Annotated in this window: 26 protein-coding genes; 20 read left to right on the top strand and 6 right to left on the bottom strand. The window is 69.6% G+C overall.

What is annotated here, in order from left to right; genetic code table 11:
• Nucleotides 1-63: 63 nt before the first annotated feature.
• From ACQ0O7_RS25210 to ACQ0O7_RS25170, 9 genes are all read left to right on the top strand, one after another.
• Nucleotides 64-588 (top strand): flavin reductase family protein, encoded by a 525-nt coding sequence (locus tag ACQ0O7_RS25210; RefSeq protein WP_430784897.1) that lies wholly within the window; start codon nt 64-66, stop codon nt 586-588.
• Between the two features lie 120 nt (nt 589-708).
• Nucleotides 709-1,056 carry a DUF485 domain-containing protein gene (locus ACQ0O7_RS25205; RefSeq protein ID WP_430784895.1) on the top strand — a complete coding sequence of 116 codons (348 nt, stop codon included), beginning with the start codon at nt 709-711 and terminating at the stop codon, nt 1,054-1,056.
• A complete protein-coding gene (locus ACQ0O7_RS25200) occupies nt 1,056-2,732 on the top strand; it encodes a solute symporter family protein (protein WP_430784893.1) in 1,677 nt (558 codons plus the stop codon). The genes ACQ0O7_RS25205 and ACQ0O7_RS25200 overlap by 1 nt, the downstream gene beginning before the upstream one ends.
• A gap of 116 nt (nt 2,733-2,848) precedes the next feature.
• The gene (locus ACQ0O7_RS25195; protein WP_430784891.1) at nt 2,849-4,012 is read left to right on the top strand and encodes an LCP family protein; all 1,164 of its coding nucleotides are present in this window, start codon (nt 2,849-2,851) and stop codon (nt 4,010-4,012) included.
• 111 nt (nt 4,013-4,123) lie between these two features.
• Nucleotides 4,124-5,296, top strand: a complete 1,173-nt coding sequence (locus ACQ0O7_RS25190; RefSeq protein ID WP_430784889.1) for an LCP family protein — start codon at nt 4,124-4,126, stop codon at nt 5,294-5,296.
• A gap of 66 nt (nt 5,297-5,362) precedes the next feature.
• Nucleotides 5,363-5,698 (top strand): rhodanese-like domain-containing protein, encoded by a 336-nt coding sequence (locus ACQ0O7_RS25185; RefSeq protein ID WP_430784887.1) that lies wholly within the window; start codon nt 5,363-5,365, stop codon nt 5,696-5,698.
• Entirely contained in the window at nt 5,695-6,486 is a 792-nt protein-coding gene (locus tag ACQ0O7_RS25180; RefSeq protein ID WP_430784885.1) for a glycerophosphodiester phosphodiesterase, read from the top strand. The genes ACQ0O7_RS25185 and ACQ0O7_RS25180 overlap by 4 nt, the downstream gene beginning before the upstream one ends.
• Before the next feature lie 84 nt (nt 6,487-6,570).
• Nucleotides 6,571-7,719 (top strand): sensor histidine kinase, encoded by a 1,149-nt coding sequence (locus ACQ0O7_RS25175; protein WP_430784883.1) that lies wholly within the window; start codon nt 6,571-6,573, stop codon nt 7,717-7,719.
• Between the two features lie 86 nt (nt 7,720-7,805).
• Nucleotides 7,806-8,681: a DUF5926 family protein gene (locus ACQ0O7_RS25170; protein ID WP_430784881.1), complete on the top strand. Its 876-nt coding sequence runs from the start codon at nt 7,806-7,808 to the stop codon at nt 8,679-8,681.
• 32 nt (nt 8,682-8,713) lie between these two features.
• On the opposite strand, the gene ACQ0O7_RS25165 is transcribed toward ACQ0O7_RS25170, so the two are convergent.
• Nucleotides 8,714-9,904: an arginine deiminase gene (locus ACQ0O7_RS25165; RefSeq protein ID WP_430784879.1), complete on the bottom strand. Its 1,191-nt coding sequence runs from the start codon at nt 9,902-9,904 to the stop codon at nt 8,714-8,716.
• A gap of 260 nt (nt 9,905-10,164) precedes the next feature.
• Between ACQ0O7_RS25165 and ACQ0O7_RS25160 the strand changes: the two genes are divergently transcribed.
• The 5 genes from ACQ0O7_RS25160 to pheA all read left to right on the top strand — a co-directional run bounded on the left by ACQ0O7_RS25160 (nt 10,165) and on the right by pheA (nt 13,447).
• Nucleotides 10,165-10,905: a hypothetical protein gene (locus tag ACQ0O7_RS25160; protein ID WP_430784877.1), complete on the top strand. Its 741-nt coding sequence runs from the start codon at nt 10,165-10,167 to the stop codon at nt 10,903-10,905.
• 74 nt (nt 10,906-10,979) lie between these two features.
• Nucleotides 10,980-11,441, top strand: coding sequence for a hypothetical protein (locus tag ACQ0O7_RS25155; protein ID WP_430784875.1), 462 nt, complete (start codon nt 10,980-10,982; stop codon nt 11,439-11,441).
• Nucleotides 11,442-11,525: 84 nt separating this feature from the next.
• A complete protein-coding gene (locus ACQ0O7_RS25150; protein ID WP_430784873.1) occupies nt 11,526-11,915 on the top strand; it encodes an ACT domain-containing protein in 390 nt (129 codons plus the stop codon).
• A 21-nt stretch (nt 11,916-11,936) separates the two neighbouring features.
• On the top strand, nt 11,937-12,503 hold the full coding sequence (locus tag ACQ0O7_RS25145; RefSeq protein ID WP_430784871.1) for a hypothetical protein: 567 nt from the start codon (nt 11,937-11,939) through the stop codon (nt 12,501-12,503).
• Nucleotides 12,504-12,517: 14 nt separating this feature from the next.
• The gene (gene pheA / locus ACQ0O7_RS25140; protein ID WP_430784869.1) at nt 12,518-13,447 is read left to right on the top strand and encodes a prephenate dehydratase; all 930 of its coding nucleotides are present in this window, start codon (nt 12,518-12,520) and stop codon (nt 13,445-13,447) included.
• A gap of 70 nt (nt 13,448-13,517) precedes the next feature.
• Here the strand turns inward: pheA and ACQ0O7_RS25135 are convergent, their stop codons facing one another.
• The 3 genes from ACQ0O7_RS25135 to ACQ0O7_RS25125 all read right to left on the bottom strand — a co-directional run bounded on the left by ACQ0O7_RS25135 (nt 13,518) and on the right by ACQ0O7_RS25125 (nt 15,117).
• The gene (locus tag ACQ0O7_RS25135; RefSeq protein ID WP_430784867.1) at nt 13,518-14,252 is read right to left on the bottom strand and encodes an AIM24 family protein; all 735 of its coding nucleotides are present in this window, start codon (nt 14,250-14,252) and stop codon (nt 13,518-13,520) included.
• 30 nt (nt 14,253-14,282) lie between these two features.
• Nucleotides 14,283-14,624, bottom strand: a complete 342-nt coding sequence (locus ACQ0O7_RS25130) for a metallopeptidase family protein (RefSeq protein WP_430784950.1) — start codon at nt 14,622-14,624, stop codon at nt 14,283-14,285.
• 64 nt (nt 14,625-14,688) lie between these two features.
• The gene (locus tag ACQ0O7_RS25125) at nt 14,689-15,117 is read right to left on the bottom strand and encodes an OsmC family protein (protein WP_430784865.1); all 429 of its coding nucleotides are present in this window, start codon (nt 15,115-15,117) and stop codon (nt 14,689-14,691) included.
• A gap of 67 nt (nt 15,118-15,184) precedes the next feature.
• Here ACQ0O7_RS25125 and ACQ0O7_RS25120 point away from each other — a divergent pair, with 67 nt between their 5' ends.
• The 4 genes from ACQ0O7_RS25120 to ACQ0O7_RS25105 all read left to right on the top strand — a co-directional run bounded on the left by ACQ0O7_RS25120 (nt 15,185) and on the right by ACQ0O7_RS25105 (nt 18,883).
• The gene (locus tag ACQ0O7_RS25120; protein WP_430784863.1) at nt 15,185-15,865 is read left to right on the top strand and encodes a hypothetical protein; all 681 of its coding nucleotides are present in this window, start codon (nt 15,185-15,187) and stop codon (nt 15,863-15,865) included.
• Between the two features lie 55 nt (nt 15,866-15,920).
• Nucleotides 15,921-17,174, top strand: coding sequence for a serine--tRNA ligase (gene serS, locus ACQ0O7_RS25115; protein ID WP_430784861.1), 1,254 nt, complete (start codon nt 15,921-15,923; stop codon nt 17,172-17,174).
• Nucleotides 17,175-17,276: 102 nt separating this feature from the next.
• Nucleotides 17,277-18,089 carry an HAD family hydrolase gene (locus ACQ0O7_RS25110; RefSeq protein ID WP_430784859.1) on the top strand — a complete coding sequence of 271 codons (813 nt, stop codon included), beginning with the start codon at nt 17,277-17,279 and terminating at the stop codon, nt 18,087-18,089.
• Nucleotides 18,089-18,883, top strand: a complete 795-nt coding sequence (locus ACQ0O7_RS25105; protein ID WP_430784857.1) for an HAD family hydrolase — start codon at nt 18,089-18,091, stop codon at nt 18,881-18,883. The genes ACQ0O7_RS25110 and ACQ0O7_RS25105 overlap by 1 nt, the downstream gene beginning before the upstream one ends.
• 78 nt (nt 18,884-18,961) lie before the next feature.
• On the opposite strand, the gene ACQ0O7_RS25100 is transcribed toward ACQ0O7_RS25105, so the two are convergent.
• Nucleotides 18,962-19,417 (bottom strand): Lrp/AsnC family transcriptional regulator, encoded by a 456-nt coding sequence (locus ACQ0O7_RS25100; protein WP_430784855.1) that lies wholly within the window; start codon nt 19,415-19,417, stop codon nt 18,962-18,964.
• Nucleotides 19,418-19,485: 68 nt separating this feature from the next.
• Between ACQ0O7_RS25100 and ddaH the strand changes: the two genes are divergently transcribed.
• Together ddaH and ACQ0O7_RS25090 are read left to right on the top strand one after the other, a co-directional pair.
• Nucleotides 19,486-20,316, top strand: coding sequence for a dimethylargininase (gene ddaH / locus ACQ0O7_RS25095; protein ID WP_430784853.1), 831 nt, complete (start codon nt 19,486-19,488; stop codon nt 20,314-20,316).
• Between the two features lie 52 nt (nt 20,317-20,368).
• Nucleotides 20,369-20,935, top strand: a complete 567-nt coding sequence (locus tag ACQ0O7_RS25090) for a bacterial proteasome activator family protein (protein WP_430784851.1) — start codon at nt 20,369-20,371, stop codon at nt 20,933-20,935.
• Nucleotides 20,936-21,493: 558 nt separating this feature from the next.
• Here the strand turns inward: ACQ0O7_RS25090 and ACQ0O7_RS25085 are convergent.
• A complete protein-coding gene (locus tag ACQ0O7_RS25085) occupies nt 21,494-22,579 on the bottom strand; it encodes a T3SS (YopN, CesT) and YbjN peptide-binding chaperone 1 (RefSeq protein ID WP_430784849.1) in 1,086 nt (361 codons plus the stop codon).
• Between the last annotated feature and the right edge of the window lie 204 nt (nt 22,580-22,783).

Below are 22,783 nucleotides of genomic sequence, written 5' to 3'. Positions count from 1 at the left end.
ATAGTTGTTGATCAATAAATGTGGATGATGCGGTGCACAATCTGTAATCGGGAGAATGATCGGATGAACTTCGATGAGCCGGGTGGCCAGATCCACTCCACCGATCCGTTCGCGGTTCCGGAACCGGAGAAGTCACCGGTCCGCCGGTTGCGCGGGCGTCTCGCGGCGCCGGTGACGCTGTGGACCGCGCCCGGTCCGGCCGGGTTGACCGTCTCCTCCGCGCTGGTCGCCGACGGGGATCCGGGCCGGGTGCTCGGCCTGATCGACGAGGAGAGCGACTTCTTCGACGCGGTCAGCGCGGCCGGCCGGTTCGCGGTGACCCCACTGACCCCGGACGACAGGCAGCTCGCCGACCGGTTCGCCGGACTGTTCCCGGCGCCGGGCGGGCTGTTCGCCGGTGGCGACTGGACCGATACCGAGTACGGCCCGGTGCCCGCGGCAGCCGGCACCTGGGCGGGTTGCCGACTCGACTCGACTCGCCCGTGCGGGTGGGCGCTGCTCCTCGACGGGGTGATCGAAACCGTCCGGACCGGCACGATCGGGACACCTCTGATCCACTATCGGGGGAGGTACACCGAACTCGGCTGACTGCCGCTCAGCGCAGTCAGACGGCCACTCAGCGCAGACCGCGACCAGCGAACCGTGACACGGCTCACTCCTTCGTACGGTGCCGGAAAGGTCCGCCCCCACGAAGGTGGTGAATATTCCGTGCCGGCATCCGCCGAGAAATACCTCGAAGTGCAGCGCTCCGAGGAGTTCGCTCAACTACGCCACCGGCTGCGTCGTTACATCTTCCCGACGACGGTCGCGTTCATCGTCTGGTACTCGCTCTACGTGCTGCTCTCCGCGTACGCGCGGGACTTCATGGCCGTCAAGCTGATCGGCAACGTCAACGTCGCGCTGATCTTCGGCATTCTCCAGTTCGTCTCCACCTTCCTGATCGCCTGGCACTACTCGCGGTACGCCGCCAAGGAGCTGGATCCGCTGGCCGACAAGGTCTACGAGGGCCTGGAGAACGGCACCGCCGAGGCCACCACCGACGGGGGTAAGGCCTGATGGCGCCGGAACTGTTCGCCGCCGAGGCCTCGGCCAGCGGCTCGCGCTCCCTGACCATCACGCTGTTCCTGGTCTTCGTGGTGATCACCCTGGGCATCACCATCTGGGCCAGCCGGCAGACCAAGACGGCCACCGACTTCTACGCCGGCGGCCGGCAGTTCTCCGGTTTCCAGAACGGCATGGCGATCGGCGGCGACTACATGTCGGCGGCGTCCTTCCTGGGCATCGCCGGCCTGATCGCGCTGTACGGCTACGACGGCTTCCTCTACTCGATCGGCTTCCTGGTCGCCTGGCTGGTGGCGCTGCTGCTGGTCGCCGAGTTCCTGCGCAACTCGGGCCGGTTCACGATGGCCGACGTGCTGGCCTTCCGGATGCGCCAGCGCCCGGTCCGTACCGCGGCCAGCGTCTCCACCATCGTCGTGTCGATCTTCTACCTGATCGCTCAGATGGTCGGCGCGGGCGCGCTGGTCTCACTGCTGCTCGGCATCAAGCCGGACACCACGTTCCTGGGTATGGACGCGAACACCGCCAAGATCGCCACGATCATCCTGGTCGGCGCGCTCATGATCATCTACGTGACGGTCGGCGGCATGAAGGGCACTACGTACGTCCAGATCGTCAAGGCCTTCATGCTGATGGGCGGCGCCCTGATCATGGTGCTGCTGGTCCTGGCGCACTACAAATTCAACCTGTCCGCCCTGCTCGGCGCCGCCGCCGACCAGTCCGGCAAGGGCAGCGCCTTCCTCGAACCCGGGCTCCGGTACGGCGTGGAGACAGCCGGCGACGCGGCCAAGACGTTCTACAGCAAGATGGACCTGCTCTCGCTGGGCCTCGCGCTGGTGCTCGGCACGGCCGGCCTGCCGCACATCCTGACCCGGTTCTACACCGTGCCGACCAGCCGGATCGCGCGTAAGAGCGTGCTCTGGGCGATCGGCATCATCGGCACGTTCTACCTGTTCACCCTGGCCCTCGGCTTCGGCGCGGCGGCCATGGTGGGCGGCACCGCGATCACCGAGCAGGACAAGGCCGGCAACACCGCGGCCCCGCAGCTGGCCCAGCGGCTCGGCCTCGACTACCTCGGTGGCGAGACCGGTGGCGCGATCATGCTGGCGGTCATCGCGGCGGTCGCCTTCGCCACCATCCTGGCCGTGGTCGCCGGGCTCACCCTGGCCTCGTCGTCGAGCCTCGCGCACGACTTCTACGCCAGCGTGATCAAGCGGGGCAACGCCTCCGAGCGGGACGAGGTCCGGGTCGCCCGGTACTCCGCCCTGCTCATCGGCGCGGTCTCGATCGCCCTGTCGATCTTCGCGCAGAGCCTGAACGTCGCCTTCCTGGTGGCACTGGCCTTCGCGGTGGCGGCCTCGGCGAACCTGCCGGCCATTCTCTACAGCCTGTTCTGGCGGCGGTTCAACACCGCGGGCGCGCTCTGGTCCATCTACGGTGGCCTGGGTTCCGCGGTGATCCTGGTGTTCTTCTCGCCGGTGGTGTCCGGCTCGGCCACCGCGATGTTCCCGGACTCGGACTGGCACTTCTTCCCGCTGTCCAACCCGGGCATCATCTCGATCCCGCTCGGCTTCTTCTTCGGCTGGCTCGGCACCGTCCTGTCCAAGGAGACCGACCCGGAGAAGTACGCGGAGCTGGAGGTCCGGTCGCTGACCGGGCACGGCGCGCACTGACCTCTGGGCACTGACGGTGGGAGATGCGTGACGACGCCGTCACGCATCTCCCACCTTCGTGCCGATGCCTGCCCGAGCGCACGGATCTACGCTCGGCACTCCGTAGTCTGGGATACATGTCAGCCACCACCAATCCCAGCGGCAACTCCTCCGGACGAGCGTCCGTGCCCGGGCCCGGGCGTCCCGATCGGGATCTTCCCCCGCGCGGTGGTGACGGCATGGGCCCCGGCGGCCGTCCGCCCGGCGGCACCGGCCGCTCCTACGGCGGCGGGGGCGGTCGCCGCCCGCAACCCCGGTGGGGCCGGATCGCACTGGTCGCCGGTGTCGTCGTGCTGGTGCTGGCCCTGGTCGGCGGTGTCGTCGCCTGGGGTTACGTCTCCGGCCTGGACGACAACCTGAAGCGGACCAACGCCTTCGGCGAGATCACCACCGAGCGCCCCGGCAAGGCCGTCGAGGGCGCCATGAACATCCTGCTGGTCGGCACCGACTCCCGGGACCCGGACGCCAAGCAGGACCAGGCGAACCAGTGGCGCGCGGACACGCTGATCCTCATGCACGTGCCGTCCGACCACAAGTCCGCGCAGCTCATCTCGATCCCCCGGGACCTGTGGGTGGTCATCCCGCGCGACAACAACGCGGCGTGCGGCGACGGCAGCCGGGCGAAGATCAACGCGGCGTTCGCCTTCGGCGGCATCCCCCGCGCGGTCCGCACCGTCGAGTGCATGACCGACGTGCGCGTCGACCACGTCGCGGCGATCGACTTCGGCGGCTTCAAGGAGGTCACCGACGCGCTCGGCGGTGTCGACCTCTACGTGGAGCAGGACACCACGTCCATCCACAAGCCGTTCCGTGAGTTCAAGAAGGGCATGATGCACATGGATGGTGCGCAGGCCCTGGACTGGGTGCGTCAGCGCAAGCAGTTCCCGCGCGGCGACTTCGCCCGGATGCAGCACCAGCAGGATTTCCTGAAAGCGCTGATGGACAAAGCAGCGAGTAGTGGAACGCTCACCAATCCGGTCAAGCTGAACGGTTTCCTGAGTTCGGTCACCGAGGCCGTCACGGTCGACGAGACCTTCTCCCTGAAGGACATGGCGCTGGAGTTCCGCAGCCTTCGCGGCGAGAACCTCACCTTCCTGACCAGCCCGAACAACGGCAGCGAAACCATCAACGGACAGTCCGTAGTCGTTTCCGACCGGGAGAAGGCATTGGCGCTCTACAAAGCCGTGGCCGACGACAAAATGGACGAATGGATGAAGGCCAACCCGACGAAGAAGAAGTAGCACGACCTGTCAAGGAACTGTGACTTCATTCCGAAACGTAAAAGTCCTTCAGTTGTCCAGAAAGTGTCCGTAAGGTGATGCAGCCCCTGATCCCCGTCCATGGAGTGCTGCATGACCGTCACGGCCGATCGGCAGTCGCCGACGGGGACCGGGCTGGATCCCGCACCCGCCCCGCCGGCACCGCCGAAGGAACGTAAGCGGCGTTCCCCGCTCTGGGCCAAGCTCTCCATCGGGCTCGGGGCGGTCCTGATGGTGGCCGGCGGCGGTGGCGTGGCCGCGACGAAACTGGTCGTCCACGAGGCCACCGAGACGATCGCGGTGACCGACCTGACCGGCGAGGCCAAGAAGACGGTCGAGGAGGGCGGCGGCACCGACCTCGAAGGCCCGATCGACATGCTGTTGATGGGCGTGGACGCCCGGGCCCGCTGGGCGGCGGACTCGGTCCACGCCGACACCATCATCATCCTGCACATCCCGGCCAGCCACGATCAGGCGTACCTGATCTCGGTCCCGCGCGACACCGAGGTCGAAGCCCCGGCGTTCGAGCCCAGCAAGTACGGCGGCGGCACGGTGAAGGCCACCGAGGCGTTCTACTGGGGCGCCCAGAACGGGGCCGGCTGGGGCGGCGGCGCGCAACTGCTCGCCAAGACGCTGAAGAAGAGCACCGGGATCAGCTTCGACGGCGCCGGGATCATCAACTTCGGCGGTTTCAAGAACGTGATCGACGAGCTCGGCGGCGTCCGGATGTGCGTCGACCAGCAGGTCACCTCCAAGCACATCGTGTACGTCGAGGGAAAGCCGCTGTATCTGGCCGACGCCCGCAAGACCGGTAAGACCCGGAAGCCGGTCGTGCACAAGGTCGGATGCCGGGACATGGCGGGCTGGGAGGCGCTCGACTACGCCCGTCAGCGTTACGGCCTGAAGAACGGTGACTACGACCGGCAGCGGCACCAGCAACAGCTGATCAAGGCGATGGCGACGAAGGCCACCTCCGGCGGCATCCTCGGCAACCCGCTCAAGGTCGGCTCGCTGGTCAAGACGGCCGGCAAGTCGCTGGTGCTGGACACCGGCGACATCCCGATCGAGGACTTCGTGCTCGGGCTCACCGACGTGGCGGCCGCCGACATGGTCCTGCTGCGCACCAACAGCGGCACGTTCTCCGGGAACTCGGCCGGTCGCGAGGTCTTCAACGACATCAGCAAGCAGATGTTCGAGGCGGTCAAGAACGACAAGCTCGACGAGTTCGTCCTCGACCACCCCGAAGTGGTAGCCAGCGAGAAGTAATACCCCCTTCCAACCACCCCGACCCCCGCCCCTGAAACGGACCAAAGACGGGCCTAGGCTGATTCCGTGTTCGGACCTCAGGTACCAAGCGTCACCGCTGACCAAGTAGAAGCCGGCGTCTACCTCCTCGACGTGCGCGAGGACAACGAGTGGGAGGCCGGCCACGCGCCCGGCGCGCACCACCTGCCGATGATGGAGGTGCCGGCCCGGATGGCCGAGGTGCCCACCGACGGCGAGGTGGTCGTGGTGTGCCGGGCCGGCGGCCGCTCCGGCCAGGTCGTGGCCTATCTGATGAACAACGGCTGGGACAACGTGCGCAACCTGGACGGCGGCATGCAGTCCTGGGCCGCCCTCGGTAAGGATGTGGTGACCGACAACGGTCAGCCGGCCCGGGTGCTGTGACCGACCGGTACCGCCCGCTCGTCTTCGCCCACCGTGGTGGCGCGGACGCCCTGCCCGAGCACACCCTCGGGGCCTATCTGCGCGCCCTGGACGAGGGTGCCGACGGCGTCGAGTGCGATGTCCGGCTCTCCCGGGACGGGCATCTGGTCTGTGTGCACGACAGCAAGCTGGAACGCACCAGCGACGGCCGGGGCCGGGTCAGCACCAAGACGCTGGCCGAGCTGAACGAGCTGAACTTCGGCTCCTGGCATCCCGGCTACCCGGCCGACGCGGCGCTGCCCGACCTGTCCCGGCTGCTCACCCTGGAACGGCTGCTGGACGTGCTGCGCTCCAGCGGGCGACCGGTGAAGCTGCTGATCGAGACCAAACATCCGTCCCGGTACGGCGCGGAGGTGGAGCGCCGGCTGGTCAAGCTGCTGCGCCACCACGGGCTGGCCGACCCCAAGCCGGACGACGACGTACAGATCACGGTGATGTCGTTCGCGGCGCTCGCGCTGCGCCGGGTCCGGGCCCAGGCGCCCACCCTGCCGACCGTCTACCTGATGGAGATGACGCCGCCCGGGGTGGGCCGCGGCCGGCTGCCGTTCGGCGCGCGGACCGCCGGTCCCGGTGTCGAGCTGATCCGGGCCAAGCCGGCGCTGCTGCCTGCACTCAAGGCGGCCGGGCACCGGACGTACGTCTGGACCGTCAACGAACCGGAGGATCTGAGCCTGGTCCTGGAGCACCGCGTGGACGGTGTGATCACCGACCGTCCCCGTTTCGTGCTGGACCAGCTCGACGCGATGTGAGCTGCACCACTACAGCTGGCCGCACTCAAGGATCCGCTTAGGTTCGTCTGCACAAATCCCGGCGGACGAGGCAAACTCGCAGGCATGCCGGCCCGTCCCGACTATGCGGCCCTGACCCGGGGTCAGATCGCGATCCTCGATCGTGTCGACTCCGGTGACGCGGGGCTGGACGTGCTGGAGCAGCTCGTCCAGCTGACCGACGACGTGCTCGGGGCTCGGGGCGTCGGATTCGCCGAGTACGCGGAGGACCACGGCCGGATCATCGCGGCCACCGGGGTGTACTCGCCCGCGATCGGGCGCCGGGTGGCGAAAGCGTCGGTCCACGACGAGTTCGCCGGACTGATCGACGGCGGTGACCCGCGGCACATGCTGGGCGCCCGATGTGCCAGCGGCGGCACGGCGATCGGCTCCCTCCACGTCTACCTGGACGCCACGTCCGGCGGGCCCGAGCACCTCGCCGTGCTGGAGCTGCTGGCCGCCTTCATCGGCCGGGTCTACCACCTGCGGTCCGGCCTGCCGACGCACGGCGAACCGGCACCCGAGGAGGTCCGCCGGAACGCCGGCCGGGACCTGTGGCTCGCGGTCACCAGCCACGAGCTGCGCACCCCGGTCACCGCGATCAAGGGCTACGCGGACACCCTCACCACCCATTGGGAGAGTCTGGGCGAGGACGGCCGCCGCGAGGCGGTCCGGGTGGTCGGCGCCCGGGCCGGTGAGCTGGCCCGGCTGGTGGACCGGCTGCTCTCCGTCGCCAGCGAGGAGGACGGCGCGGTGGGCGCCTCCCCGGCCGGCCCGTTCGATCTGGTGGAGGCACTGCGTGAGGCGGCCGGTGAGCTGCCCGGCGATCTGCGCGCGCGGCTGCTGCTGACCGACCTGCCGGAGGACCTGCCCAAGGCGTACGGCAGCCGCGACTCGATCGCCACCATCCTGACCGAGCTGGCCACCAACGCCGAGAAGTACTCGGATCCGGACAGCACCGTCGAGGTGTGCGCCGGGGCGGACGACGACACGCTGCGGTTCCGGGTCGCCGACCGGGGCGGGGGCATCGCGCCGGAGCACGTCGAGCACGCCTTCGACCGCTACTGGCAGGCCGACTCCGGGCATCACCGGGCCGGCGCCGGACTCGGGCTCTACCTGGTCCGACGCCTGGTCGAAAGCCAGCACGGCTGGGTCTCGCTGCGCCCCCGGGAGGGTGGCGGGACGGTGGCCGAGGTCCGCCTGCCCCGCGCCTGAGTCTCCTTCTTACGGGTGGTGGGTGGGGCGGTCGGATGGGGCCCATGTCACCGGCTTCCCTCCGGGACCGCTTACGCTGGTTCCCCGTGAGCAAGCGTCGCAAGTCCCGCGAAACCGCCCCGAAGACGAAGGTGCGCGACATCTTCGTCGCCCGCCCGTTCGAGGGCCTGGCCGACGAGCCGGAGTGGGTCGCCCTTCGAGAACTGGTCCCGGCCGCCTCCGCGCCGCTGACCCTCAAGCCGGAGATCGCCGCGGAGTACGGTGACCGCCCGGTGACCCTCTCCACGGTGCTGCCGATGGCCTGGCCGGCGATGTCCCGCCGGGACGGGCAGGTCTTCATCGGTCTCCAGCGGCACGTCCAGTCCGGTGACGTCTCCCGTGACCTGGCCGTGGCCATCCTGGCCGCCCTGGCCACCGAGCCCGGCGGCACCGTCGCGGTGCCCTCCCTGCCCGGTGAGGGCCTGCGCCTGCAGGACATCCTGGCCGACGGCCCGCTGGACGTCACCATGCACGAGGGCTTCGAGTACTGGCTGGACGCCGAGCAGATGCAGGACGCCACCGTGACGGCGTCGCTGGAGCGGGCCAACGCCTCGATCTACCCGACCGTGCGGCTGGCGGCGGCCAAGGCCGCCTACTGGTGCCGGGTGGCCGCCGACAAGAGCCACGTCCGCTGGGTGCTGGGCGAGCCGGAGGACAAGGCGCTGGACGCCCTGGCCCGACTGTCCGCCGCCGGTGATCTGCTGCTCGGTGAGGGCACCAAGTTCGCCGGGATGTTCCGGGCGCACGGCCTGCTGGTGCCGGTCTGGGACGTGCCGGGTGAGCCGGAGGGGACCGAGTTCGAGGGTCCGCTGGCCGACTTCGCCAAGCGCTACCAGGACATCCTGGCCGTCGACGAGCCCTTGGACGCCGCCGCCCGGCGCGCCAAGCAGGGCCTGATCGGCCGCCAGCTCACGCTGCGCTGATCGTCACCCGTACCCGGGCAACGGGTTTGATCTCACCGCAACGGGTCGCGCTGGATGGGGCAACTCATGCAGCGTGGCCCGCCACGGCCCGAGCCCAGCTCGGAGCCGCTGATCCGGACCACCTCGATGCCGGCCCGCTCCAGCTGCGCGTTGGTCTCCACGTTGCGCTCGTAGGCGACGCAGAGGCGCGGCGCGATGGCCAGGGTGTTGTTGCCGTCGTCCCACTGCTCGCGCTCGGCGGTGACCGGGTCGAGGCCGGTGTCGATCACCCGCAGCCGGTCGATGCCCATCGCCGCGGCGGCCACCTCCAGGAACGGGCCCGGTCCGCGCACCGACAGCTCGCCGTCCGGGCCGCCGGTGACGGTCCAGGCCTGCAGGCTGTCGGCGAGGTTCGGGTACATCACCACCGCGTCGGCGTCCACCATGGTGCAGACGGTGTCCAGGTGCATGGTGGCGCGTTCCTGGGCGATCGGCACGGCCAGCACGGTGTGCGCGAGCCCGGCGGCGATGACCCGCTGGGCGAGCCGCTCGGCGCCGGCCGGTGTGGTCCGCTCACCGACGCCGATCGCCAGCACCCCGGGGGCCAGCACCAGCACGTCACCGCCCTCGACGTGCTCCAGCGACGGGTCGAAGAGCAGTTCGGCGCCGGCGAACCGGGGGTGGTGCCGGTAGATCGCGTGGGTGAGGGTGGTCTCCCGGCGGCGGGCCCGCATCGCCAGGCTGGTGACCGCCGGCCGATCCCCCACCCAGACCGAGGAGTCCCTGGTGAAGAGCAGGTTGGGCAACGGGTCGATGACGAACTCGTGCCGGTCCATCATCGCGTAGACCAGGCCGGAGCCGCCCGGCTTGATCTCCTCGTGGGCCAGGCCGGCGACCAGCACCTCGGCCAGCCGGGTCGGGTCCTGGTCGGCCAGGTAGTCGGCGACGGTGGCCCGCAGGGCGTCACCGAGGCGGCGGTGGGACAGCACGCCGGCGGTGAGCTCGGCCCGCGCCGCCGGCACGGTCAGCGTCTCGGCGAGCAGATCACCCAGGTAGAGCACCTCGACACCACGGTCGCGGAGGGCCTCGGCGAACGCGTCGTGCTCCTCCTGCGCGCGGCTGACCCAGGGGATCCCGTCGAAGAGGAGCGAGTCGTTGTTACGTGGGGTCAGTCGTGCGAGCTCCGCGGCCGGACGATGCAGCAGCACAGTACGGAGGCGGCTGACTTCACTGTCGACGTACACGGTCTCGAACCTATCCCGTACCGAGCGCTATCGGACTGTGACGTTGAGACTAGATCTTGAGACACCCATGCATCGACCCCGGACGCGGGTTAGCTTGTGATGGTGTGATGCACCATCCGAAAGAAGAAGTTGTCGTGAATATGGCATTCATCCACACTCATTCCCCTTTCTTTCCTACCCGTCGCCCTGTTCCGTGAGGGCCTAAGCACGTACGGTAGTTGGAAAAGAAGGCCCAACTTGACCTTTTGCCGGAGGTCGCAGTGTCTGTCTTCCCCGCCCGCTCCGCGCTGCCCGCGCACTCCCAAGCCCTCACGCCCGTCGACCGACACCATCCGTCGCCCCTCATGGAGGACACGCAACGGATGCCGACGCCGGCCGAGTGGGCCCGCCGCCGCCGAGCCGAACGCGGCGCCCGCCGCATCGAGGCCGCCGGGGCGCGAGCCCTCACCCGACTGGACCGTCTCGGGCCCAACTGGCACATCGTCGACTGGCCGCGCACCGACGTCTCCCAGTCGTACTACGAGCCGAACCCCGCCGACGAGCGGGCCGGATTCCTCGCGATCGGCCCCGGTGGCATCTACGCGGTGAGCGTGGTCGACCACGGCCGGTCCCGCGTCCTGATCGCCGGTGACGTGGTCCAGGTCAACGGCAAGCGCCCGGAGTACATCTCCGAGGCCCGCCGGGACGCCCGCCGGGCCGCCAAGGCGATCTCCGCCGTCGTCGGGCTCTCCGTCCCGGTGACCGCGGTGCTCACCTTCGTCGGCAACGGCGTGATCAGCGTCCATGGCCTGCCGAAGGACTGCCTGATCTCCACCGACAAGGAGCTCGACCGCCTGCTGATCGCCGGCGGGGCGAAGATCTCCCCGGCCACCGCGAGCAAACTGTCCGCGGTCGCCCACCACCCGGGCACCTGGTCGAACGCTCCCTGGCGGCCCAGTCACGACTACTCTTCGTACGGTAACGGACAGACGGCCGCTGACAAGCGGCTGAGCCGCCGGTAACGTTCCTTGCGAGCCGTCGATGGCCGGCGTTTCCGACGCCGGCCGTCGACGCACGAGGAGCGAGGAGGAGCCCGGTGGCACATGTTGAGCTCTCCCTCTCGGGAGCGTTCGTCCCCCAGGCCCGCACACCGTCGGACGCCGAGTTCGTCACCAGTGTCGAGCGCTGGAGCACGACGGTCGCGGTGGCCGACGAGCCGTGCCTGGTCATCGATGTCGACGGCTCGATACTCGCGGTGTCGCCGTCCGGCAGCGAGCTGCTCGGCCTGGGCAAACCCGCCGAGGCACTGGGCCGGCGGCTGGGCGACGCGCTGCACCTGCTCGATTTCACCGCGGGCGCCGGCCGGCTCGAGGAGCCCGAGGCCGACAACATCCCGCCGCTGCTGGCGCTGCGCAGCGAGCGGCTGGCCCGTGGGCTGATCCGGGTGCTGCCGGGCGAGGGCGCCACCCCGCTGACGCTGGACGCGGTCTCCACGCCGCTGATGGCCGCCGACCGGGTGGGCGGGACGCTGACCTTCCTGTCCCCAGTGCGGTATTGACGTCCCATTTCGGGCACGCAGATGTGTCGTTCATTGCAGCCACCAGGCATTGGTTGTTACAGATACGCAACGTAGTCTGCGAACATGCTCGATCTAGACCTGCTACCAGGTGAATACGCGGTGTGCCGGCTTCCGGCCGGTTCGGCCCTGCCCGCCGCACTCACCGCAGGTCCGGCCGACAAGAGCGTCGTCTCGGTCACCTGGGGAGTCGGCGAGCTGTCCGTCATCTGCCCGATCGACCGGGTGCCGGCCGGTGCCGAGGCCGACACCGCGTGGCGATGTCTGCGCGTCGAGGACCTCAGCCTATCCATGACCGGCGTGCTCGCGTCCCTGGTCGGGCCGCTCGCCGACGCACGAGTCAACATCGTGACCTTCTCGACGTACGACACGGACTACCTGCTCGTGCCCACGGTGCGGCTCACCGAGGCGGTCAACACGCTCACCGCCGCCGGGCACCGGATCGCCAGTCAGTGATTCAGCTCCTACGATGAGCGCGTGTCCCCCCGCGCACGCCTGCTCCCCCCGCTCGTGGGTGTCCTGCTGCTGAGCGCCGCCTGCGGCTCGCCGCCCGAGGCACTGCCGTCCGGGCCGACCCTGCCGCAAGCCAGCGCTGGGCTGCCGCCCAGCGGGATGGCCGGGCCGCCGCCGGTCTGGTCACCGCCGGTGGTGCCGACCGGCCCGCTGTACCCGACGGTCGCGCCCACCACCACGTACGTCGTGCCCACCCGCACCACGACCACTACGCCGCCGGCCACCTCCCCGACACCGACGCCGTCACACGCGCCGCCCTGCACCGGGGAACCGACCGGCGAGCAGATCGTCACGCTGATCAGGGAGCACCCGGCGGTGCCGGACGGCACCCTGGCCGTGTCGGCGGGGCCGCTCTGCTCGGGCGACTGGAGTTTCACCACCGTAGGCAAGGCCGGGGCCGAACCGCTGTCGGTGGTCACCAGCGGCACCGGCACCGAACTGACCGTGGTCACCCTCGGCACCGACGTGTGCAATCCCCAGGTGAAGGCGCAGGCCCCGGTGGGCATCCGCGTTCTCGCCTGTGGATATTGATTTAAACTTTCCGGATGCCTGGCACATTCGCGTACCTCGGTCCGGAGGGCACCTTCACCGAGGCCGCCCTGCGGACCATTCCGGCGGCCGAGCGCGGGGTCCGCACCCCTGCCCGCAGCGTCCCGGAGGCCCTGGAGGCGGTGCGCACCGGCGAGGCCGACGCGGCGCTCGTGCCCTTGGAGAACTCCGTGGGTGGCGCGGTCCCGGTCACCCTCGACGAGCTGATCACCGGCAGCCCGCTGATGATCACCCAGGAGGTGCTGCTGCCCGTCGAGTTCGTGCTGGCCGCCCGGGAAGCGAGCCCGCTGGCCGGCATCCGCTCGATCGCCGCCCACCCGCAGGCCTCCGCCCAGTGTCGGCACTGGCTGCAGGCGAACGTGCCGGACGCGATCGTGGTCGACGTGCTCTCCAACGCGGCGGCGGCGATCAGCGCGGCCACCGGCGAATACGACGCGGCCCTGTGCGCCCCGATCGGGGTGGGCCGCAACAACCTGACCGTGCTCGCCGAGAAGGTCGCCGACCGGGCCGAGGCGGTCACCCGGTTCGCGCTGCTCACCAAGCCCGGCCGGCCCGCCCCGCCGACCGGCGACGACGTCACCTCGCTGGCCGTGTCGATCCGGCACGACCAGGTCGGGGCGCTCCTCGCGGTGCTCACCGAGCTGGCCGTACGCGGCATCAACCTGTCCCGGATCGAATCCCGCCCGACCGGCGAGCAGCTCGGGACGTATGTCTTCTTCCTCGACTGCACCGGCCACGTCGCCGAGTCCCGGGTCGGGGAGGCGTTGCGGGGCCTGCGGCGTATCTGTGCCGAGGTCCGGTTCCTCGGCAGTTACCCGAAGCACCGACTCCAGCCGGAGCCGCCGGTCGCGCCCCCGCCGGGCCTCACCGACGACGACTTCGCCGACTCGGCGGCCTGGCTGGACCGCCTCCGCACCGGGTCTTAGCCGAGTCTACGTTCGTGTGGCGATCCGCCGCACAAACCTAGGTTCTGTGTGGCGATCCGCCACACAGAACCTAGTCGTCGAAGATGTTCTCCAGGATGCCGCCGCCGCTGCTGGACTTGCCGGTGGGGACTGTCGCACCGCCGGGCGGCTCCTCGGAAGGCTGGACGATCACGAAGCCCTGACCGGCGAAACTCATCGTGAAACGCTCGCCGGTGGTGCGGCCCAGCAACGTGCCCAGGCCCAGCTGCTCGGCCTTGTGATAGCCGGTCTGCAGGCTCGCCGACCAGGCGATCGCGGCCTGCGGGTCGACGAACGTCGGCTGGTCGACGTTGAGCACCACCGGAGTGCCCTTGGTGGTGACCGCGATCCGGCCGTGGCCGCTGAAGACGCAGTTGAACAGGCCGGCGTTGGAGAACATGCCGACGCCGCCGACCATCTTGATGTCGTAGTTCAGCGTCGAGTCGAAGGCCAGCACGTTCGCCCCGTTGATGGAGAGGGCGTCGCCGGGCTCCAGATCGATCAGGTGGATGTCGGCGGCGTTGTCGGCGAGGAAGACGTCACCGTTGCCCCGGATCCGCATCAGCGGGACGCCCTCGCCGGTCAGCTTCTGCTTGAGGAATTTGCCGAGGCCCCCGGAGCCGAGCGCCTCGAACGTCACCTGCCCCTGATAGGCGACCATCGAGCCGGTCCGGGCCAGGAACTCCCCGTTCAGCTCGGCCTTCAGGAGCTTCGCGTTCTGCAGCCGGAGACCCGGCTGGCTGTGCTCTTTTTCCAGGTTCTCAGCCGAGAAAAGTTCGCTGCGCATGCCATCAGGTTAGGCCTGGCCTGCAAGGTCTCAGCCCCAACCGAGGTCGTGGAGCTTTTTGTCGTCGATGCCGAAGTGGTGGGCGATCTCGTGCACCACGGTGATCGCGACCTCCTCGATCACGTCCTCTTCGGTGTCGCAGATCTTGAGGGTGGGCAGGCGGTAGATGGTGATCCGGTCGGGAAGCGCCCCGGCGTAGTCCCAGCCGCGATCGGTCAGCGCGGTGCCCTCGTACAGGCCGAGCAGGTCGTCACTGCCGTCGGCCGGGCGGTCCTCGACCAGGAAGACCACGTTGTTCATCAGAGACATCAGCTCGACGGGCACTTCGTCGAGGGCCTCGCCCACCAATTCCTCGAAACGCTCTGGACTCATCTCGACCGGCACGAGCCCATTGTGCCCGGCACGGCCGACGGACGGCCGTGCCGGGAATCGTGCCTCAGGACAGCTTGGCGACCAGGCTGATGGCAGCGCCGGGCGAGAGCAGCCGGGAGATCGGGCAGTTCTCCTTGGCGGAGGTGGCCAGCTCCTGGAACTTCGCGTCGTCGATGCCCGGGACGTCACCGACGGTCTCCAGGTCGATCCGGGAGACGCCGAAGCCCGCGTCGGTCTTGTCCATGTGGACCTTCGCGACGGTCTCCACCGAGGTGGGCGTGAAGCCCGCGTCGGCGAGACCCTTCGAGAAGGCCATCGAGAAGCAGCCGGCGTGCGCGGCCGCGATCAGTTCCTCGGGGTTGGTCCCCTCGCCCTCCTCGAACCGGGACTTGAACGAGTAGGCGCCCTGGAGTCCACCCTTGCCGGTCTTGACAGTGCCGGAACCCTCGGTGAGGTTCCCTTCCCAACGGGCTGAAGCAGAACGAATAGGCATGTCCCCGACGCTATCCGATATCCCGCCCGTTGGTCCGGGTACCGGCCCAGGGTTCATCATGGGTCGCATGGCCCAGGACTCGATGATCAGTTTCGGCGACGAGAGCCCCCGCCGGACGTACCTGCGTGACCTGGGGCGGGACCGCCGGATCCCGGCGCTGACCGCGGGACTCGGTGCGGTCGCGGCGTTCGGTTCGCTGATCTCCGAGTGGCAGACGACGACCCTCGTCAGCAATGGCAACTTCGATGCCGACGCCGGGGTCACCGACCGGATCCTGCCGGCCGAGCTGCCCGACCTGGGCGCGATCGGCGGCGGGTACCTGGTCGGGATCCTGCTGCTGGTGACCGCGGTGGTGTTGACCCTGTTCGGCCCGGAGACCGGCCGGCGGCACGCCCGGCTGGCCGGCCTGGCCGTCGGCGGGGTGCTGCTCGCCCTGCTGGTGGCGGTGCTGAACCACGCGGGTGAGGTGAGCCTGCTGATCCCCCGGTACTACACCGACGACCTCTTCGGCGCCGAGATGCGGGTGGCGGTCGGCCGGGGCCTGTGGTGTGCGATGGCCGCGGTCGCCGCCGGGCTGATCGCGCTGTGGATGCCGCGCGGCGAGGACACCGGTGTGCGGCCGGCCCCCGAGCCGGACGACGCGGAGCCGCTCGACGGCCCGCTCGAACTGAGCATCGCGCCGGCGGCGCCGTTCGTCCCGGTGCCCGGCGATTTCCCCGGTGAGCGGGACCGGCCGCACCGATCGTGACACCGGGGGATATCCGGGTGATGAACGGACCGGCGCGCCGGTAGGCTCCACAAGCGTGATTGACCTGCGTCTGCTTCGTGAAGACCCGGAACTGATCCGTGCCAGCCAGCGGCTGCGCGGCGAGTCGCCCGAGCTCGTCGACTCCCTGCTGCGTGCCGACGAGGAGCGCCGGGCCGCCACCCAGCGGTTCGAGGCCGTCCGGGCGGAGCAGAAGTCCATCGGCAAGGAGGTCGCGAAAGCCTCCGGCGACGAACGGGCGGCGCTGCTGGCCCGTACCAAATCGCTCGCTCTGGAAGTGAAGGCGGCCGAGGCCGCCGCGAGTGAGGCGGAGGTGGCGCTCAAGCAGGCGCACCTGGCCGTTTCCAACGTGGTGGAGGGTGCCCCGCCCGGTGGCGAGGACGACTTCGTGGTGCTGCGTGAGGTCGGTGACATCCCGGCCATCGCGAACCCGAAGGACCATCTGGAGATCGGTGAGGCGCTGCGCGCCATCGACACCGAGCGGGGCGCCAAGGTGTCCGGTTCGCGGTTCTACTTCCTCACCGGTGTCGGCGCGCTGCTCCAGCTCGGCATGCTCCAGCTGGCCATCCAGCAGGCGGTCGAGCACGGGTTCATCCCGTCGATCACGCCGACCCTGGTCCGGCCGGAGTCGATGGAGGGCACCGGCTACCTGGGCGCCCACGCCAGCGAGGTGTACCGGCTGGAGGCTGACGACCTCTACCTGGTCGGCACCTCGGAGGTGGCGCTCGCGGCGTACCACTCGGGCGAGATCATCGACCTGGACGGGCCGCGGCGCTACGCCGGCTGGTCGTCGTGTTACCGCCGGGAGGCCGGCTCGCACGGCAAGGACGTCCGCGGCATCCTGCGCGTGCACCAGTTCGACAAGGTGGAGATGTTCTCGTTCTGCCGCCCCGAGGACGCCGCCGAGGAGCACCTGCGGCTGCTCGCGATGGAGGAGGAGATGCTGGCCAAGGTCGAGATCCCGTACCGGGTGATCGACGTGGCGGCCGGCGACCTGGGGTCGAGCGCGGTGCGCAAGTTCGACTGCGAGGCGTGGGTGCCGTCGCAGCAGCGCTACCGCGAGGTCACCTCGACGTCGAACACCACCACGTTCCAGGCCCGCCGGCTCAACGTGCGGTACCGGGACGAGAACGGTAAGCCGCAGACCGCCGCCACCCTGAACGGGACGCTGGCGACCACCCGGTGGCTGATTCCGATCCTGGAGAACCACCAGCAGCCGGACGGTTCGGTCCGGGTACCGAAGGCACTTCAGCCGTTCCTCGGCCGGGACGTGCTCGAACCCGTTAAGTAACGCGCAACCGATCGGCTACCAGTTGTCATAGATGCTGGTAGCCGATCGGGTGTACCGTTCTCCTTCCGCCCTCCGCGGGGGTCAGCCGACCCAACGGAGGTTGTGATGAAGCCAGGGCTGCCCAAGCTGATCGCCACTGATCTGGACGGCACTCTCGTTCGCAGCGATGACACCGTCTCGGCGTACACCCATGAGGTTCTCGACCGGGTCCGTGCCGCCGGCATCCGCATCGTCGCCGCCACCGGCCGCGGCCCCCGCCTCACCTCGCTCACCCGCAACGACATCCGCGTCGCCGACTTCCTGGTGCTCGCCCAGGGTGGCTGGGTGCTCGATCTGGCCGACTCCCGCTACCTGCGCCAGGCCCGGATGCCCGGCAAGGCGCTCGGTGCGGCGCTCGGCGCGCTGGAGTCGGTGGCCGGCCCGCTGTCGGTGATGTTCGAGGCGCTGGAGCATGACGACGCCCCGCTCTGGGGTGACTACGACCCGACCTGGCGCTACCCGGTCACCGTCGAGTCCCGGACCCGCGCCGAGTGCCTGAACGGCGAGGTGATCAAGGCGTTCGCCAGGTCCTTCCAGCTGGACGTGGACGAGCTGCTGGACGCCGCGCACCGGGTGGTCCCGCCGGACCTGGCCACGGTCACCCAGGCCGGGCTGAACTACGTGGAGATCTGCCCGGCCGACGTCGACAAGGGCACCGGGCTGTCGGTGGTGGCCGACACCGTCGGCGTCGATCCGGCCGACGTGCTGGTCTTCGGCGACATGCCCAACGACCTGCCGATGTTCGCCTGGGCCGGGTGGGGGCGGGTGGCCGTCGCCAACGCGCATCCGTCGCTGCTGGCGGTCGCCGACGATGTGACCCTCGCCAATGACCAGGACGGCGTGGCGGTCTATCTGGACCGGCTATTGTCGAGGTGATGCCAGACTTCCAGCTTGTCGCCACCGACATCGACGGCACGCTGATCACCAGCGAGCGCACCCTCAGCCCGCGCACCCTCGACGTGCTCGGCCGTCTCCCGGTCCCGTTGGTGCTGGTCACCGGCCGGCCGCTGCGCTGGTTGCAGCAGATCTACGACCAGCTGCCCGCGCCGATCCCGGCGGTGTGTGCCAACGGCGCGGTGATCTACGACCCGGACCGGGACGAGGTGCTGCGGGCCCAGCCACTCGCCATGGACGTCCTGCTCGACGTGACGAAGAGCCTGCGCGACGCGATCCCCGACGTCTCCCTGGCCGTCGAGGTGGCCGACGGGCGGGAGTTCCTGCACGAGGAGACCTGGACCATCCGGTGGGAGCACGACCTCCGGGTCCGGGTGATCGCCACCCCCGACGAGCTGACCTCCGCGCCCGCGGTCAAGCTGCTGGCCCGGTCCGCGACCGCCGACCCCGACGACTTCCTGACCCTGGTCAGCGGGATTCTCGGGGATCGGGCCGAGGCCACCCGGTCCTCGTCGTCGGCGCTGGTGGAGATCTCGGCGGCCGGGGTGACCAAGGCGGCCGGGCTGGCCTGGTTCTGCGAGCGGCGCGGGATCACCGCCGAGCAGGTGGTGGCGTTCGGCGACATGCCCAATGACATTCCGTTGCTCACCTGGGCCGGGCGGGCGGTGGCGGTGGGTAATGCGCATGCCGCGCTGCGCGCGATCGCCGACGAGATCACCGAGACCAACGACGCCGACGGGGTCGCGGTCTACCTGGAGTCCCTGTTCAACCTCTGATTGCCGGGTTCGTCGCAGTCGGCGCCTTGTCGTGCGGGCCGCTCGGCACGCGGGCGGCCGAGTCGTCCGGGCCTCTTTTCACTCGGGCGGCAGGACCGTCGGCGTCTCCACCAGCCTGGACAGCACCACCATGCTCCGGGTGGAGGTCACGAACGGTTCCGCCCGCAGCTTCTCCAGCGCCTGTTCGAGATGCCCGATGTCGGCGGCCCGCAGGTGCACCAGCGCGTCGGCCTGCCCGGACACCGTGTAGGCGCCGACCACCTCGGGATGCCGCCGGGCCGCGACGGTGAGCTGGGCCGGTGTGGTCCGGCCGGTGCAGAACAGCTCGACGAACGCCTCAGTCGTCCAGCCCACCGCGGCCGGTTCGATGACGGTGGTGAATCCCTTGATGACCCCGGTGGAACGCAACCGATCGACGCGCCTCTTCACCGCGGGTGCCGACAACGACACCTTGACACCGATCTCTGCATACGAAGCACGGGCATCGGCGACGAGGAGCGCAATGATTCGCTGGTCGACCGCGTCCATCTGCAACGAATCGCCTCCGAGGAGCAAGATTTAGAGCTGTTTGCTGCAACTCAGCCTACCTAGGCTTTGACCTCATGAGCTACACGGAGCGCTTGCCGCGAAACAGGACATACCTCATGTGTCCGCCTCAGCATTTCACGGTCGAGTACGCCATCAACCCCTGGATGGACACCACCACCGCGGTCGACGCCCAGCTGGCGCTCACCCAGTGGGAGCAGCTCCGCAGCACCCTCACCGGCCTCGGGCACGTCGTGCACGTACTGGATCCGAAACCGGGACTGCCGGACATGGTCTACTCCGCGAACGGCGCCTTCTCCGTCGACGGCACCGTCTACGGCGCCCGTTTCCGCTACCCGCAGCGCGCCGACGAGGCGGTCGAGCACCGAACGTTCTATCTGCGCGGCGGCGAGTGGCGTTTCGTCGCCCCCGAGCACGTCAACGAGGGTGAGGGGGACTTCGCGTACCTTCCTCACGCGTACGGCGGGATCGTCCTCGCGGGTTATGGTTTCCGCACCGATCCGGCCGCGCACACCGAGGCCCAGGAGGTGCTGGGCCGCCCGGTGATCTCCCTCAAGCTGGTCGATCCGGCCTTCTACCACCTGGACACCGCGCTGGCCGCCCTGGACGACCGGAACGTCACCTACTACCCGGACGCCTTCTCGCCCGCATCCCAGCGGGTGCTCGCCCAGCTCTTCCCGGACGCGGTGCTCGCCGACCGGGAGGACGCCGAGGCGTTCGGCCTGAACCTGGTCAGCGACGGCCGGCACGTGATCCTCAACACGGAGGCCGTGCGGATGGGACACAAGGTGCGCGACGCCGGATATCACCCGGTGCACGTCGACCTTTCCGAACTCAAGCGCGGTGGCGGCAGCGTCAAATGTGCCGTTGCCGAGTTGCGGCCCTGAACCGCACCGACCACATGGGCGTCGCTCGAACCGGTGCGTAAAGATGGATCGCATGACCGACGACTCCCGCACCACCGAGCACCAGGAAGACGGCTCCGTCATCGTGGTCGGCCCCGACGGCCGCCCGATGGGCACCATCGACGAGAACGGAGCCCTCACCCCCGAGGAGCCCGGCAACCTCATCGAGCAGCCGGCGAAGGTCATGCGCATCGGCAGCATGATCAAGCAGCTGCTGGAAGAGGTCCGGGCCGCCCCGCTCGACGAGGCCAGCCGCGGCCGCCTGCGGGAGATCCACCAGCGTTCGATCAAGGAGCTGGAGGATGGGCTGGCCCCTGAGCTGCGGGAGGAGCTGGAGCGCCTGTCCCTGCCGTTCGAGGGTGAGACCCCGCCGTCCGAGGCCGAGCTGCGGATCGCCCAGGCCCAGCTGGTCGGCTGGCTGGAGGGCCTGTTCCACGGCATTCAGGCCGCACTGGTCGCCCAGCAGATGGCCGCGCGGCTCCAGCTCGAACAGATGCGCGGCCCCGGCGGACGCCCGGCCCTCCCGGTCGGCGGCGTCATGCCCGGCAAGCAGCCCACTGGACAGTCCGACATTTCCGGACGAACGGGTCAATACCTCTAAACCCTTTTCCGGTACGTTCCAGGACGCCCCGCCGAATCCGGGCCGCCCCGCCTCGTCCCCGCGAGGCCGGCGGCACACCGGACCGCCCGGCGGCCGCCGGGCTGATGCGGCACACGAGCCCGCGAGACTGGGGCACACCGGACCGCCTGGCGAGCGCCGGGCTGGTGCGGCACACGAGCCCGCGAGACTGGGGCACACCGGACCGCCTGGCGAGCGCCGGGCTGGTGCGGCACACGAGCCCGTGAGGCTCAGCCGCGGCCGACACCCGGCCGCGGCTCGCCCTCATCAGGCCACTCGCCTTTGTAAACCTGCTCTTGTTGGGCTGCCTTTGTTAGGCGGCCCCGCTCGGCCGCTCTTGCTAGGCCGCCCCTGTTAGGCCGCCCCTGTTAGGCCGCCCCTGTTGGGCCGCCTGCTGTTATCAGGCCGCCTGCTTTTGTCAGGCCGCGTGCTTTTGTCAGGCCGCTCACCTTTGTCAGGCCGTTCGCCCGCTGCCGGTCGTTTCCGGCCGCGGGCATCCGCGTTCCGCTCTTTCCCGGCCTGACATTCCGGACTTTCCGGTCAGAGATACATTCCCGGCCGGTGGTTGTCGTCGGTCTCGTCGGCCTTCGGGGCGGTCGGTTTGTCGCCCTCCCCGAAAAAGCGCTTGCCACCGAACTCGCCGTGCAGCCGGTCGTCCAGCTCGTCGGCCAGACCGGTCATCACCTGCACCGCCAGCATCAGGTGGATGGCCTGGAAGTTGCGGCCGAACACCGGGATCGACGCCCACACCGTGTCCTGCGCGCAGTAGAGCCGCCCGATCGGCATCCGGTTGGTCAACTCGGAGAGCTTCACATAGAGCTGCTCGGTCGGCTCGACCTCGGTCAGGATCGGCGAGAACACGTCGACGAGCGGCGGATTGTCGCGAACCCGCACGAAGACCATCGCCGACCCGGCCCGGATCCCGATGTCGCCGTCCGCGTCCACCTGGAGCTGGTCGACAGTGGTCTTGGACATGGTGGCGACCACCGTCCGGACCCGCTCCTCCAGCGGAACGACGTCCTCGGTGACCCCGGCCAGTGCCCGGTCCAGAGCGCCGTTCTCCTCGAGCGCCTCCAGGGCGACCTCGATGCTCGGCTCGTGCCGGGCGGTGCCCAGCGGGTTGGCCTCGATCGGCTCGTCCTCGGCGTCGTGCACCAGGTAGACCAGGAACGCCGGGTGCGGCGCGCCGTAGACGTCCCGCAGCGTCCGGGACACCGCGGTGGCCAGCTGGCTCGCCTTGTCCTGCGACGACCGCAGCCCGAACGAGTCACCCGACCCGGCCAGCACGCCCGGCGGCGACCAGCCGAGCGCGACCAGGTCGGCGACCGCGGTCCGGTCCATCCGGAACTCCTGGGGCAGAGCCGCGTTACCGACCGCGAGGGCTTCGACCACCCCGTCGTCGAGCACCCGGATGCTGACCGAGTAGACGGCCGTCCCGGTCCCGGACGCGGTGGGATCCAGGGTGAGATCGATGTACGACCCGGACTCCAGCCCGACGAGCACCCCGGCCAGGGCACTGGCGAACTCCCGCCACGCTTCGGTGACCTTGGCCCGTAGGTCGGCCGTCGTCGGCTCTTCGAGCAACACGCCTTCGTACGCCTCGCCCGCGGCGCCTTCTACCGTCATGATCGCGCACCTCCGTTCCCGTCACCCTATCGAGCGTCGCCGGGTCACGAACGGCCCTCTCCACCGGAGAAGAAATCCCCACCCCCACCAGTCCGCTATGTCCAGGATGGACAAGGCCCGAAGAGCGGCGATTCCACCCGAGCCGGGCCGCCGCACCCCCAGCGAAGCGCAGTCACGGCGAGCCGCAGTCACGGCGAGCCGCGG

Origin of the sequence: Actinoplanes sp. G11-F43, assembly GCF_050589265.1 — a bacterium.
Lineage (GTDB): Bacteria > Actinomycetota > Actinomycetes > Mycobacteriales > Micromonosporaceae > Actinoplanes.
Note: the sequence above shows the minus strand (reverse complement) of the source record. Positions and strands in the feature narration are given on the sequence as shown.

Coding starts and splice junctions, on each gene's coding strand:
- ACQ0O7_RS25210 (WP_430784897.1), top strand. CDS start 64: ATGAACTTCGATGAGCCGGGTGGCCAGATCCACTCCACCGATCCGTTC.
- ACQ0O7_RS25200 (WP_430784893.1), top strand. CDS start 1,056: ATGGCGCCGGAACTGTTCGCCGCCGAGGCCTCGGCCAGCGGCTCGCGC.
- ACQ0O7_RS25195 (WP_430784891.1), top strand. CDS start 2,849: ATGTCAGCCACCACCAATCCCAGCGGCAACTCCTCCGGACGAGCGTCC.
- ACQ0O7_RS25190 (WP_430784889.1), top strand. CDS start 4,124: ATGACCGTCACGGCCGATCGGCAGTCGCCGACGGGGACCGGGCTGGAT.
- ACQ0O7_RS25175 (WP_430784883.1), top strand. CDS start 6,571: ATGCCGGCCCGTCCCGACTATGCGGCCCTGACCCGGGGTCAGATCGCG.
- ACQ0O7_RS25150 (WP_430784873.1), top strand. CDS start 11,526: ATGCTCGATCTAGACCTGCTACCAGGTGAATACGCGGTGTGCCGGCTT.
- pheA (WP_430784869.1), top strand. CDS start 12,518: ATGCCTGGCACATTCGCGTACCTCGGTCCGGAGGGCACCTTCACCGAG.
- ACQ0O7_RS25135 (WP_430784867.1), bottom strand. CDS start 14,252: ATGCGCAGCGAACTTTTCTCGGCTGAGAACCTGGAAAAAGAGCACAGC.
- ACQ0O7_RS25130 (WP_430784950.1), bottom strand. CDS start 14,624: ATGAGTCCAGAGCGTTTCGAGGAATTGGTGGGCGAGGCCCTCGACGAA.
- ACQ0O7_RS25125 (WP_430784865.1), bottom strand. CDS start 15,117: ATGCCTATTCGTTCTGCTTCAGCCCGTTGGGAAGGGAACCTCACCGAG.
- ACQ0O7_RS25120 (WP_430784863.1), top strand. CDS start 15,185: ATGGCCCAGGACTCGATGATCAGTTTCGGCGACGAGAGCCCCCGCCGG.
- ACQ0O7_RS25105 (WP_430784857.1), top strand. CDS start 18,089: ATGCCAGACTTCCAGCTTGTCGCCACCGACATCGACGGCACGCTGATC.
- ddaH (WP_430784853.1), top strand. CDS start 19,486: ATGAGCTACACGGAGCGCTTGCCGCGAAACAGGACATACCTCATGTGT.
- ACQ0O7_RS25090 (WP_430784851.1), top strand. CDS start 20,369: ATGACCGACGACTCCCGCACCACCGAGCACCAGGAAGACGGCTCCGTC.
- ACQ0O7_RS25085 (WP_430784849.1), bottom strand. CDS start 22,579: ATGACGGTAGAAGGCGCCGCGGGCGAGGCGTACGAAGGCGTGTTGCTC.